General features: G+C 72.6%; 12 protein-coding genes. 7 read left to right on the top strand and 5 right to left on the bottom strand.

What is annotated here, in order from left to right:
- Nucleotides 1-30 precede the first annotated feature (30 nt).
- Together ACZ41I_RS28160 and ACZ41I_RS28155 are read left to right on the top strand one after the other, a co-directional pair.
- Nucleotides 31-1761: an amidohydrolase family protein gene (locus ACZ41I_RS28160; RefSeq protein ID WP_399776119.1), complete on the top strand. Its 1731-nt coding sequence runs from the start codon at nt 31-33 to the stop codon at nt 1759-1761.
- A complete protein-coding gene (locus ACZ41I_RS28155) occupies nt 1758-3209 on the top strand; it encodes an aldehyde dehydrogenase family protein (protein WP_468515384.1) in 1452 nt (483 codons plus the stop codon). Before ACZ41I_RS28160 ends, ACZ41I_RS28155 begins: the two co-directional genes overlap by 4 nt.
- A 13-nt stretch (nt 3210-3222) precedes the next feature.
- Here ACZ41I_RS28155 and ACZ41I_RS28150 read toward each other — a convergent pair whose 3' ends face one another.
- Both ACZ41I_RS28150 and ACZ41I_RS28145 read right to left on the bottom strand, forming a co-directional pair.
- Nucleotides 3223-4110: a YwqG family protein gene (locus ACZ41I_RS28150; RefSeq protein WP_468515383.1), complete on the bottom strand. Its 888-nt coding sequence runs from the start codon at nt 4108-4110 to the stop codon at nt 3223-3225.
- Between the two features lie 19 nt (nt 4111-4129).
- The gene (locus tag ACZ41I_RS28145; protein WP_399776113.1) at nt 4130-4525 is read right to left on the bottom strand and encodes a nitroreductase/quinone reductase family protein; all 396 of its coding nucleotides are present in this window, start codon (nt 4523-4525) and stop codon (nt 4130-4132) included.
- A gap of 152 nt (nt 4526-4677) precedes the next feature.
- Between ACZ41I_RS28145 and ACZ41I_RS28140 the strand changes: the two genes are divergently transcribed.
- The 4 genes from ACZ41I_RS28140 to ACZ41I_RS28125 are packed head-to-tail and all read left to right on the top strand — an operon-like array spanning nt 4678 to nt 7834.
- A complete protein-coding gene (locus ACZ41I_RS28140; RefSeq protein ID WP_468515382.1) occupies nt 4678-5172 on the top strand; it encodes a hypothetical protein in 495 nt (164 codons plus the stop codon).
- A 10-nt stretch (nt 5173-5182) separates the two neighbouring features.
- Nucleotides 5183-6817 (top strand): peptidoglycan-binding protein, encoded by a 1635-nt coding sequence (locus ACZ41I_RS28135; protein WP_468515381.1) that lies wholly within the window; start codon nt 5183-5185, stop codon nt 6815-6817.
- Between the two features lie 25 nt (nt 6818-6842).
- Nucleotides 6843-7415: a protease inhibitor I42 family protein gene (locus ACZ41I_RS28130; RefSeq protein ID WP_468515380.1), complete on the top strand. Its 573-nt coding sequence runs from the start codon at nt 6843-6845 to the stop codon at nt 7413-7415.
- 23 nt (nt 7416-7438) lie between these two features.
- Entirely contained in the window at nt 7439-7834 is a 396-nt protein-coding gene (locus tag ACZ41I_RS28125) for a hypothetical protein (protein WP_468515379.1), read from the top strand.
- Here the strand turns inward: ACZ41I_RS28125 and ACZ41I_RS28120 are convergent.
- Both ACZ41I_RS28120 and ACZ41I_RS28115 read right to left on the bottom strand, forming a co-directional pair.
- The gene (locus ACZ41I_RS28120; RefSeq protein ID WP_468515378.1) at nt 7831-9138 is read right to left on the bottom strand and encodes a carotenoid oxygenase family protein; all 1308 of its coding nucleotides are present in this window, start codon (nt 9136-9138) and stop codon (nt 7831-7833) included. The two genes, ACZ41I_RS28125 and ACZ41I_RS28120, sit on opposite strands and share 4 nt — an antisense overlap.
- The gene (locus tag ACZ41I_RS28115) at nt 9135-9704 is read right to left on the bottom strand and encodes a hypothetical protein (protein ID WP_399776103.1); all 570 of its coding nucleotides are present in this window, start codon (nt 9702-9704) and stop codon (nt 9135-9137) included. Before ACZ41I_RS28115 ends, ACZ41I_RS28120 begins: the two co-directional genes overlap by 4 nt.
- A gap of 94 nt (nt 9705-9798) precedes the next feature.
- On the opposite strand from ACZ41I_RS28115, the gene ACZ41I_RS28110 reads away from it, so the two are divergent.
- A complete protein-coding gene (locus tag ACZ41I_RS28110) occupies nt 9799-10317 on the top strand; it encodes a PadR family transcriptional regulator (protein ID WP_363215209.1) in 519 nt (172 codons plus the stop codon).
- Here the strand turns inward: ACZ41I_RS28110 and ACZ41I_RS28105 are convergent.
- The gene (locus ACZ41I_RS28105; RefSeq protein ID WP_468515377.1) at nt 10304-11821 is read right to left on the bottom strand and encodes a CehA/McbA family metallohydrolase; all 1518 of its coding nucleotides are present in this window, start codon (nt 11819-11821) and stop codon (nt 10304-10306) included. The two genes, ACZ41I_RS28110 and ACZ41I_RS28105, sit on opposite strands and share 14 nt — an antisense overlap.
- Between the last annotated feature and the right edge of the window lie 46 nt (nt 11822-11867).

Here is an 11867-nt window from a genome sequence, read left to right as displayed (position 1 = left end):
TTGCAGCTACCCAGTGGAAAAGGAGGCCCCATGCTTGATCACGTCATCAAGGGTGCCACCGTGGTGGATGGCACCGGAGCGCCCCGCTACACCGCCGACGTCGGCATCCGGGGCGGCCGTATCGCCGTCATCGGCGATGTCGGCGAAGACGCCCGCACCACCGAGGACGCCTCCGGGCTCGTCCTCACCCCCGGATTCGTCGACCCCCACACCCACTACGACGCCCAGCTCTTCTGGGACCCGTACGCCACGCCCTCCCTCAATCACGGGGTGACGACGGTCGCCGCCGGGAACTGCGGGTTCACCCTCGCGCCGCTCAATCCGTCCCGCCCCGAGGACGCCGACTACACCCGGCGGATGATGTCCAAGGTGGAGGGGATGTCCCTGCTGGCGCTGGAGGAGGGGGCGCCCTGGAGCTGGCATTCCTTCGGGGAGTATCTGGACGCCCTGGAGGGGCGGATCGCCGTCAACGCCGGCTTCATGGTCGGGCACTGTGCCCTGCGGCGGTATGTGATGGGGCCCGAGGCGGTCGGGGGGCAGCCCTCCGAGGAGCAGCTCGGCGCGATGGTGGGGCTGCTGCGCGAGGCCATGGACGCCGGGGCCTGGGGCCTGTCCACCACGCAGTCCAGTACGCACTCCGACGGGGACGGGCAGCCCGTCGCCTCCCGGCATGCGAGGCCCGAGGAGCTGCTGGCGCTCTCCCGCGCCGTCGGTGAGCACGAGGGCACGCAGATCGAGGCGATCGTCGCCGGGTGCCTGGACCAGTTCAGCGACGACGAGATCGATCTGCTCGTGGAGATGAGCGCGGCGGCCGGACGGCCGTTGAACTGGAACGTGCTCACCGTCGACGCGGCCGTACCCGAACGGGTGCCACGGCAGCTCGGCGCCAGTGAGCGGGCCCGGAAGGCCGGCGGGCGGGTGGTGGCGCTCACCATGCCGATCCTCACGCCGATGAACATGTCCCTGGGCACGTTCTGCGCGCTCAACCTGATCCCGGGCTGGGGGCCGGTCCTCGGGCTGCCGGTGCCGGAGCGGATCGCCAGGCTGCGGGACCCCGCCGTCCGGGAGGAGATGCTGCGGCGGGCCCGGTCGAAGGAGGCGGGTGTCTTCCGGCGGCTGGCGGACTTCGGCCGGTACGTCATCGGGGACACCTACAGCGCGGCCAACCGCGGCCTGACCGGCCGGGTCGTCGGGGACATCGCCGAGGAGCGGGGGCTGGACCCCTTCGCCTGCCTGGTGGAGATCTGCGCGCACGACGAGCTGCGTACGGTGCTGTGGCCGATGCCCGCCGACAACGACCCGGCCTCCTGGGCGCTGCGCGCCGAGACCTGGCAGCACGAGGACGTGCTGCTCGGCGGCTCCGACGCGGGGGCGCACCTGGACCGGATGTGCGGGGCGCCGTACACCACCCGGTTCCTCGGGGACTGTCTGCGCGGCCGGAGGCTGGTCGGGCTGGAGCACGCGGTGAAGATGCTGACCGACGACCCGGCGCGGCTGTTCGGGCTGCGCGAGCGGGGGCGGGTCCGGGAGGGCTGGCACGCGGATCTCGTCCTGTTCGATCCCGAGCGGATCGACGCCGGACCGGCCCGGCTGGTGCACGACCTGCCCGGTGACAGTCCCCGCCTGGACTCCACGGCGATCGGGGTGCGGGCCGTGTGGGTCAACGGGGTCGAGGCGATCCGGGACGACGTGGTGACGGGGGCCGTACCGGGGAAGGTGCTGCGGTCGGGGGCCGACACCCGGACGGTGAGTACGCGGTGACCGACGGGCAGCCGTTGTTCGTCGGCGGGGAGTGGGTCGAACCCGACGGCGGGTACTACCCGGTGACCGACCCGGCCACCGAGGAGAGGGTCGGCTGGGCGCCGGAGGCCTCGCCGGAGCAGGCGCGGGCGGCCTGCGCGGCGGCCCGGGAGGCGTTCGGGGCGTGGTCGCGGACCCGGCCGGAGGAACGGGCGAAGGTACTGGCGCGGGCGGCGGGTCTCATCCGGGGCCGGCTGGAGCCGTACGCCGAGCTGGCCCGGGCCGAGACCGGCGCGACCACGGGGACCGCCCGGGCGATGCAGGTCGGGGTGGCCGCCGCCCGCTTCCGCCGGTACGCGAGCGTGGAGCCCGCCGAGTGGGCCATAGCACCGCAGATCAACGACGCCGGTCCGATGGGGAGGGCCGGGGTGACGGGGGCCCTGGCGGTACGGCAGCCCGTCGGGGTCGTCAGCTGCATCACCTCCTACAACAACCCCTGGGCCAACCCGGCCGGCAAGATCGCGCCCGCCCTGGCCATGGGCAACACGGTGGTCGTCAAGCCCGCGCCGCAGGATCCGCTGTCCGTGTACCGGATGGCCGAGGCGCTCCAGGAGGCCGGGGCGCCGCCGGGCGTGGTGAACGTGGTCTCCGGGCGGGAGGTGGCCGTGGGCGAGGCGGCGGTCGGGTCCGACGCCGTCGACATGGTCAGTTTCACCGGGTCCACGGCCGTCGGCCGGCGTATCGCCGAGGTGTGCGGGCGGGACATGAAACGGCAGCTGATGGAGCTGGGCGGCAAGGGAGCGGCGGTCGTGTTCGACGACGCCGACCTCGGCTCGGCCGTCGCCGGCATCGGCACCACCTTCTCCTTCTACAGCGGGCAGATCTGCACGGCACCGACGCGGGTGCTGGCCCAGCGCGGGGTGTACGAGCGGCTGGTCGAGCAACTCGCCGGATACGCACGCCGGTTGAAGGTCGGGGACCCGCGTGGGCCGGACACGGTCGTCGGGCCGGTGATCTCGGCGGAGCACCGGGCGCGGGTCGAGTCGTACGTCGAACTCGGCCGGAAGGAGGGCGCGTCCGTGGTCGCGGGCGGTGAACGGCCTCCGCTCGACCGCGGCTTCTACGTGGCGCCCACTCTGCTCGCCGACTGCACCAACGACATGCGGGTGGCCCGGGAGGAGATCTTCGGGCCGGTCGTCGTGGTCGTGCCCTTCGACGACGAGGACGAAGGTGTGGCCCTGGCCAACGACTCCGACTACGGCCTCATCGACTACGTCTGGTCCGGTGATGTGGCCCGCGCCTTCCGGGTGGCCCGGCAGCTGCGGGCCGGCGGCGTCGGCATCAACACCGTGGGCCGCAACATGGAGGCCCCGTTCGGCGGTTTCAAGAAGAGCGGCGTCGGTCGCGACGTGGGCTCCTACGCCCTGCACGCGTACAGCGAGGTGCAGGCGATCGTGTGGCCGGGGTGAGGGGGCGGCACCCTCACTGGGTGAAGAACGACGCCGGGTGGCGGGGGTCGGCCGAGCACACGAACAGTCCTGCGTGGCTCCCGCGGCCGACGGTCATGCCGACCGGCTCCCGGGATGCGTCACCGGCCTCGTCACCCGTCTTCAGATGGCGTTCCTCCAGCGGCCGGAAGCGGTCCGGTGCGCTGTCCGGGGCCCAGCTGCCGAGGTAGTACTCGTATGTGTCGCACTGCAGGAACAGCTCCAGCGGCGCCCGGCACTCGCCGCACTCCAGGGCGGCCGGCAGGCCGGTCGTGCACCAGTCCAGGAAGCCGCCGAGCTTGTAGCCGGGGACGGTGGTGAGGTCGTCGGTCAGGCCGCGGTCCGCCAGCCAGGCCTCGAAGCGCTCGCCGAGGCCGGCCGGGAGTTCCTCCTCACCGGGGTAGTCCGTGACCCGCTCGGGGTGCAGGACGCATGCGCGCGGGATCATGTCGTCGTACTCCCCGTGTTCCCCGGGATCCGGCTGCTCGGCCGGCGGGTCGGTGACCTCGGCGGCCCGGCGCCAGAAGAGCCGGCAGGCCTGGCCCCAGCCGTCCGGGTGCGGCTGGTCGTGCCAGTCGGGGCACCACAGGAGCTGGACGAGGTCCGTGCCGTCGGGGAAGCGGATCTCCGGGAAGTCGGCCGCGGTGAACTGGGCGACCACGGCCATCGGGAGCGTGTACGCCCTGCCGTTCACGTCCTTGTGGCCGGCGCACTCCGGCCACGGTTCGGCGGCCGGCCACAGCACCGGACCGCCGATGTGGCTGTCACGCGGGCCGGGTGTGCCGCGGCGCGGATGCAGGCGGACGGCCGGGCGGGCGTGCGGCACCAACTCCGGGAAGTCCCGGGCGGGTTCGACGGCGGAGGGGGTGGTGGTGAGCTTCACCCGCGCAGTGTGGCCTCCGTCAGTCCAGCAGGTCCACCCGCACTGTCAGCAGGTCCGTGCCGAAGGCCCGTACCGCCGCGCTGTTGAAGCGGGGCAGGGAGCGCAGGCGGGCCACCGGGTCGTCGTCGGGCAGGAGGTGCGCGGTGCCGTGGTGCCAGCGGCCGGCGATGCGGACGCGCACCCTGGGGTCCGCCTGGATGTTGCGCACGTACTGCGACTTGGGGCCGAACTCGGAGACCAGCCAGAAGGATTCCCCGACCCGGCGCCCGCCGACCGGCGTCTGCCGGGGCAGGCCCGAGGTGCGGCCGGTGGTCTCCAGGAGGGTCTGGAACGGCAGCCGCCGGTTCAGCGGGTTGGCGACGTACCGCTGGAAGCGGGTCACGAGCCGGTGTTTGAGATCGCTGCGGCCTGCCATGTCTCTCGCTCTCCTGCTCCGCCGGGCGCGCAGGGCGCCCCGCGTGGATGCTGTGTCGGCCTCGTGCGCGGCCTGTGATGTGTGGAAGGTCGTACTCCGTACGCGTGTTAGCCTCCCCCGCGGACATGAGCCGGCGCAAACGGGGGAGCGTGATGGGCGCGTCTTCGGACGGTTACACGGTCAGGTCCGGCATCTCCGGCCAGGCGAACGAACTGGACGGCGCCGGCGACGACGCGGGACACATACACAAGGCGATCGTCACCGACGCGTGTTACACGCAGGACGCCCTGGGCGGTGCCGAGTCGGCGGCGGCGTTCAACGCGTTCGCCGCGGCCTGGCTGGAGGACGCGGCCACGCTGGAGTCGGCACTGCACGAACTCGCGGACAAAGTGCGCCTCGCCAAGAGTGCGTACGGCGGCTCCGACCACGCCGTGGCGACGCGCGCCGCGGCCGTGTCCACCGACGGGGCGGGCATCGGGAGCGGAATCACCACCATGCCGACTCCTGTGGGGAACGCGTACGTCACCACCATGCCGACGCCTGCCACCGGCCCGAATCCCGCCACCATGCCGACGCCCGCCGGAGCCGGCGTGGTCACCACGATGCCCGTGCACGCCGACCGCCCGTCGGCCCTGACGACGTACTGAGGCCGGGCCGATGGGACTTTTCGACCTGAACCCGCTGGGCGCCCTGGAGACCCCGGCCGGCCGCCGCTCGTGGCTGGCCGGCCTGTGCACGAGCATCCCCAAGGCCGCGGACAAGAACGACCTGCTGGACCAGATCGACGACGCGCTCCTCGTCTGCGCACCGGTCGGCGACACGGCCACGCTCGAATCGCTCGGCAAGCGCTACCGCGACCAGGTCCACCACGCCGGCGATGTGCACGGCCGGGTGAACAAGGTGGCCCACAAGGGTCTGCCGGAGGTCTGGGTCGGTGACACCAGCGTCCTCGCCTCCGACGGCGTGGCCGCCGCCGCCCGCGCCGCGACCAGGATGTCCGAGGCGTTCCAGGGCGGCGCCAAGGCGCTGCACGCGCTGGCCGACGCGCTCGGCACCGCGAAGAAACAGGACGCCGACGGCCGCGCCAAGTTGCAGCAGGCCAAGCAGAAGCTCGGCCCGCCCGACAGCTTCTTCGACGTCGGCAGGATGATCGAGACCGACGAGGAGAAGGCCGAGAAGAAGGCGGTCCTCGCCGCGGGCCGCACCCTCGCCGCCGACGGGGTCGAGCTGATGCACAGGGCCGCCGTCGCCGCGGACGACGCCGTGCGCGCCGCGGCCCGCGACCTGAACAAGTGGGCGGCCGAGGCGCGCGCCGGGAAGATGCACACCGGCCGGCTGTCCGCGGTGGACCGGCTGATGCTCGCCGACACCAGCGGCAAGGCCGGCGCGGCCGACTACAACGAGATCCTCACCGCGAACGACCTGGAGCGTTCCGGCCGGGCCATGGACCGGCTCTCGCCGGCCGACCGGGCCCGGATGGACCGGCTCCTCGCGGGCGCGAAGTCCCCGCAGGAGAAGGCGTACCTGATGAAGGCCCTCGCCGCGGGTCACGGCGTCGATGACATCCAGACGTTCGACGGCAAGATCCACGGCAAGGACCCGGCCTGGCTGCAGCGGCACCTGTCGCCGATCGTCACCGGGGCGGACAGCCTCAAGGACGAGGGGACGGACCCCGTCAGCGGCGCCAACCTCAACACCGAACTGCAGGGCTTCGACGGCCAGGAGTGGGCCCAGGGCGGCGACGGACAGGAGGGCACCTGTGTCGCCTCCACCACGGTCACCGCGCGCGCCATGGTCGATCCCGTCTACGCCCTCTCGCTCACCGGCGGCCCCGGCGGGCAGGAGGACGACCCGGCGGCCTTCCGGCAGCGCCTCATAGCCGAACAGCACCGGATGCACATGGAGGGCCATGGCGGTGCCAACTGGAACGGCATGGACCTGCAGGGCCAGGAGCAGATCTCCAACAAGGAGATCAGCCCGGAGACCGGAAGCTCCTACGAACTGCACGAGGTACGGGACGCGGACTCCCGCCGCACCCTCCTGCCGGACATCGAGAAGGCGGTGGCGGACGGCAAGCCGGTGCCCTTCGACGCCGAGGGGTACGAAGCGGACGGCACACGGCACGGGCACTCCATGATGATCGTCGGCCAGGAGGGCGACAAGCTGGAGATCTACAACCCGTGGGGGAAGACCACCTGGGTCAGCGAGGACGACTTCGTCAACGGCGGCATGGCGAAGGCCAGCGACAACCGGCTGCCGAACGCGTACGCCGTGCACCTGCCGCAGAACTGAGAGACCGAGGAACCGGACACCGGCCATGACTTCACGCGCACCACTCCTCGGCCCGGCCGTACTCGTCGGCCTGCTCGCCCTCACCGGCTGCGGGAAGGAGAGCGGGACCGGCGGCACCGGCACCGGCACGCCCCACGTGACGGCGACATCCGGCACACCGGCCACGACCGGCACGGCCGACGGTGCCGCGTACGGCATCGATCACCGGACCGTCACCGTGGAGCCGGGCAGACGGTTCTCCCTCACCGTCCCGTCGGCCGCGACCCTGGGCGAGCACTGGTACCTCGCCGGCCCCCATCCGGACGCGGCCGTGCTGAAGTACCGCGGGGTGCGGGAGTCCGGCGACGGCAGCGACCTCGTCGGCAGCACCGGCGGTACCCAGTCCTTCGACTTCACCGCCCGGGCGAAGGGCAGGACCACGGTACGGCTGCTGCACTGCCCCCTGAACACGTGCACCGGCCCCGGCCCCCACGACCGGTCCACCCTGGGCCCCACCCCCGGCGGTACGGCGTCCCCGTCCCCGTACCCCACCCTGACCGCCGTCCCGCACGCCCACGTCGGCGCCGGCTTCTACGTCTTCACGATCACGGTCCGCTGACCCGGACCGGAACCGAGGCCCCCATGCCCCCTGCGCCCGACTCCCGCACCGACGACGAGGTCCTGGCCGCCACCGACGTCGCCCTGCTGCTGCGCTACGGCCTGACCCAGGAGGCCTTCCGCACGACCCTGTTCGGGGACGGTGCCATCGCCGCGGCGGTCACCCTCGACCGCCTCGGCGTGCTGCCGCGCTCGCTGGTGTTCGTCGCCGCGATCGTCCGCTCCGGCGGCCTGGCCTACGCGGCCGCCCTGCCCGAGCCGCTGCCGTCCGCGGAGCCCGCCGGGCTGCTGCGCGAGTGGCTGACCGGCGCCGCGCAGACCGCGACCACCCCGCAGGCCGAGGAGCGGTCCGCCCGCTGGCTGGAGGCGGTGGCCGAGATCATCGCTCTGCGCCGCACCGCCCGCCGGGGCAGCGCCTAAGCGTCCGCCAGCCAGTTGCCGTGGAAGCCGAACGGCACCCGGGCCGGCAGGCCGATCGTGGCGACCGGAGGGGCCGTGAGGTCGTCGGCGTCCAGGACGACCAGGTCGCTGCGGTCGGTGGCGGCGTCGTGGACGTAGGTGACGAGCCGGCCGGGCCCGCCCGGTGTGTCGTCGGCGGGGGCGAAGGCGGCCTCCCCGGGGGTGCGGCCGGGACCGAAGTCGTGTGCCGTCACGGCCCCGGAGGACAGGTCGTAGCGGACCAGTGAGGTGCCGCTCGTCATGTGCCCGTGTCCGGCGGCGAGGCCGGTCAGCCGGTCGTCGACGCGCGGGAACTCGCCCGGCCGGTCGTCGCACTGCTCCTCACGCACCGTGCCGGCCGCCGGGTCGACGGTCCACTTCCACAGCACGGCCTGCTGCGGCCGCGTACCGCCGTCCGGGTCGCGCCGCCACATCTCCGGGTAGCGCATCACGTGCAGCACGACGGTGCCGTCCGGGGCGTCGTGGGCGTTGAGGACGTGGAAGACGTAGCAGGGGTCGACGGGGAACCAGCGGACCTCGCCGTGCGGGTCGGCGCGGCGCAGCAGGCCGAGCCGGGCGCCGTACCCGTCGTCCCAGCGGTACGGCATAGTGCCGCCGCTCAGGGCCAGTTCGACGTCGAAGACGACCGGCAGGTCCATGAAGACGACGTGTCCGGCGGTGAGCGCGAAGTCGTGCAGCATGGTCGGCCCGGGCACCTCGATCGGCCTGCTGAGGGTCAACTCCCCGGTCGCGTCGGCACGGTGGTAGGTGAGGTGGGTGGGCTCCAGCATGCCGTAGCCGAAGAAGTGCAGTTCGCCGGTGGCCGGGCAGGTCTTCGGGTGGGCGGTCATCGCGGTGGTGAGGCGGCCGTCGAAGTCGTACGGGCCCTTGGTGTCCAGGTCGCAGGTCAGCTCGTAGGGCAGGGCGGTCTCGACCAGGGCGAGGGTGCGCCCCGCGTGCCGCACCACATGGGTGTTGGCGGGGCCGGCGGTGAGGTCGCGCCGGCCCTGCTGGTCGTAGGTCCGCGCCCCGTCGGTGAGGCGGCTGGTGCGGACCCAGCGGTTGCGGTAGGAGACGGCCCGTCCGCCCTCCAGGCGCACTCCGTGGATCATGCCGTCGCCGAAGAACCAGTGGCCGGAGGCGGCGTCGGCCGGGTTCGGGCCGTTGCGCAGGTACCAGCCGGTCAGCTCGGGCGGGATGGTGCCGGTCACCGGCAGGTCGTGGGCGGTGAGTTCCTCGGTGACCGGGGCGTAGTTGCCGGAGAGGTGCTTCGGGGCGGTGTTCACCGGGCCACCTGACCGGCGGCCTGGGCCTTCGCCTGGGCGTGGGCGACGTAGCGGACGGTGAAGACCATCGGGACGGCGAAGCCGGCGATCTGGACGAGGGTCGCGGGCGTGGAGTGGGCGTGTCCGGAGTGGTCCAGCAGGGCGAGGACGACCGCGGTCACGGCGAACGCGGCGGTCCAGACGGCGGTGATGACCGTGTTGATCCGGATGAACGGCTTCAGTGTCCACAGCTCGCGCGGCGTGGTGCGCTTGGCGATGCCCAGGGTGAAGGGCCGGCCGGCGGCCAGCGACACCCCGGCGATCACGGCGAGGGTGCCGGAGGAGAGGGCGGCGGAGTAGTCGTGGACGCCCGAGTGCGGGTCGGCGAAGGCGATGGCCGCGAGCGCCGCGAAGAAGACCGCCGAGCCGCATTCGATGACGAGGGCGTCGAAACCGGTGCCTTGCTGCTTCTGCTGGGCGATGAGCGCCACGGACACCAGCAGGGCGGCCAGGGCGCCCCACTGCCAGCTCCCCGAAGGGATGACGGCGAAGACTATCCACGGCAGGAAGGTGCGCAGGTACGACATTGGTTCCCCCGGTACGTTTGGGTTTCGGTCTCGACATGTCAAAAGTAGAAGGTCAGCACTCGACATGTCAACAGTGGAAGGTAAAGTGGGGGACATGAGCCTCAGACACGCACTGCTCGGCCTGCTCTCGGAGCGCTCCGCCAGCGGCTACGACCTGCTGAAGACCTTCGAGACCTCGCTGGCCAACGTCTGGCCGGCGACGCAGAGCCAGATCTACACCGAGCTCACCAGACTGGCGGGGGCCGGGCTGATCACGGTGGCCGCCGAGGGCCCGCGCGGCCGCAAGGAGTACGCGATCACGGACGAGGGCATGGCGGAGCTGCGCCACTGGCTGACGGAGGTCGCACCCCAGCGCAACACCCGCAGCGACATCCTGCTGCGCGTCTTCTTCCTCGGCGTGCTGCGGCCCGAGCAGGCGCGCGCCTATCTGACCGACCTGATCGAGATGTCCCGGGAGGGGCACGAGCGGTTGCGGCAGCTCGTCGACTCCGTCGACTGGGACGACGACAACCTCTCGGTCTACGGCCGCATCGCGCTGGAGTACGGCCTGCGCTTCAACGCGATGCGGCGGGAGTGGGCCGAATGGGCGGCCGGGCAGATCAGGCAACCGTGAGGAAGACCGGGTTGGTGAGGGCGGCCAACGCCCCCGGCAGCGGCCCGAGGGCCGCCTCGTGCCGCAGCTCGGCGCGCACGTACGCCGCGCAGGCGGGGGTCGTACGCCACTCGACCGTGCCCGTGCCCGACACCGGCAGCGGATCGCTGGTGAACAGCACACCCTGGTCGGTGACGAAGCGCACCGAGCAGCGCGGGGCGCCCGCGACCTCCAGCCGGACGGTCACGGGGGTGTCGGCGGCCAGCGCCAGCCGTTCGCCGATGCCCGCCTGCCGCCCGCGCCCGCCCGTCACCGTGAAGGCGAGGGTCACGTTCTTCGACTCGGCCACGTACGAGCGTCCCGCGCGGATCCCTTCCTGGATCGCCTCCCGGGTCAGGTCGTCGGCGAGGACGACCGTCTGGGGCATGCCGACCGTGTCGGGGTCGCGGTGGGCGTCGCTGTTGCCCATCGCCGGCAGCCAGGCCCGCCCGTGCCGCACGGAGGCGACGAGCTGGTTGTCCCAGTCGGCCAGCGTCACCTCGTCGTCCGGGGTGTAGGAGCCGTTCCACACCTCGACGGCGTCCGCCTCGCCGAAGCCGAACTTCCAGCCGCAGCCGACGCAGGTGGCGTGCGGGTGGGCGGGGACGACCAGGCCGCCGGCGCGGCGGATCTCCCGCGCGAAGCGGGCCCAGCGGTTGTCCCGGGCCCGGTAGCGCCAGTCCACGAACGTGCCGGGATCGGTGCCGAGTGCCACCACATGGCCGTTCCGGGTGGTGACCTCCTCGCCGAGCATGACCAGCAGGTCGTCGCCGGCCTGGTCCGCCCAGTGGGCGTGCGAGGAGTTCGTGTTGTGGTCCGAGGAGTTGATGAAGTCCAGGCCCGCCGCGCGCGCGAGAGCCGCGATCTCGGCCGGGGTGCGGCGGCCGTCGGAGTGCCAGGAGTGCAGATGGCAGTCCCCCCGGTACCAGGCCCGGCCCCGCCCCTTCGCCCGGGAGGGCGGATACACCGGCCGCGGGGTCCGGCCCGCCTCGCCGTAGGTCAGCGTGATCGTCAGCTCGTACGTCAGGCCCTGCGGCGCCACCGTGTAGGGGCCCAGCGCGACGTACCAGGTGCCCTCCCGTACCGGGCCGGGGAGGTAGCCCGGTGTCGCGTCGTCGGCGCGGACGTAGAACTCCGTGCGCGCGCCGCCCGACCAGCCCCGGAATCCCCGGCCGCCCAGCTCGGTGCCGCGCTCGTCGAAGAGGCCGATGTCGAGTGCGTTGCCCTGGGTGCCGGCCGGGACCGAGGGCTTGTCGTAGGTGTAGGAGACCTTGACCTCCTGTACACCGGCGGGGACTTCGACCGGTACGTACACGAAGTCGGGGGAGCCGGGTGGCAGGGTGCCGTGCACCGTCCGGGTCTCCTCGCGCTGACCGTCCGCCGCTGCGAAGCTCACGCCTCCCAACGTAAGGGCAGCGGCGGCGCCCGTCACGAACAGTGCGCGTCTGCCGATGCCGTGAGCCTGATCGTGCGTGTCTTCACCCATGGTGGTCACTCTCCCGTCCGAGCGTGAACTCACGTGAAAGAGGAGC

Source organism: Streptomyces sp. NPDC030799 (genome assembly GCF_055572255.1).
The sequence above is the reverse complement of the archived record's forward strand: the minus strand, read 5'-3'. Positions and strand labels throughout refer to the sequence as shown.

What these genes read in the sequence shown, in the direction of transcription:
- ACZ41I_RS28160 (WP_399776119.1), top strand. Translation starts at nt 31, where the DNA reads ATGCTTGATCACGTCATCAAGGGTGCCACCGTGGTGGATGGCACCGGA.
- ACZ41I_RS28145 (WP_399776113.1), bottom strand. Translation starts at nt 4,525, where the DNA reads ATGGCAGGCCGCAGCGATCTCAAACACCGGCTCGTGACCCGCTTCCAG.
- ACZ41I_RS28140 (WP_468515382.1), top strand. Translation starts at nt 4,678, where the DNA reads ATGGGCGCGTCTTCGGACGGTTACACGGTCAGGTCCGGCATCTCCGGC.
- ACZ41I_RS28135 (WP_468515381.1), top strand. Translation starts at nt 5,183, where the DNA reads ATGGGACTTTTCGACCTGAACCCGCTGGGCGCCCTGGAGACCCCGGCC.
- ACZ41I_RS28130 (WP_468515380.1), top strand. Translation starts at nt 6,843, where the DNA reads ATGACTTCACGCGCACCACTCCTCGGCCCGGCCGTACTCGTCGGCCTG.
- ACZ41I_RS28125 (WP_468515379.1), top strand. Translation starts at nt 7,439, where the DNA reads ATGCCCCCTGCGCCCGACTCCCGCACCGACGACGAGGTCCTGGCCGCC.
- ACZ41I_RS28115 (WP_399776103.1), bottom strand. Translation starts at nt 9,704, where the DNA reads ATGTCGTACCTGCGCACCTTCCTGCCGTGGATAGTCTTCGCCGTCATC.
- ACZ41I_RS28110 (WP_363215209.1), top strand. Translation starts at nt 9,799, where the DNA reads ATGAGCCTCAGACACGCACTGCTCGGCCTGCTCTCGGAGCGCTCCGCC.
- ACZ41I_RS28105 (WP_468515377.1), bottom strand. Translation starts at nt 11,821, where the DNA reads ATGGGTGAAGACACGCACGATCAGGCTCACGGCATCGGCAGACGCGCA.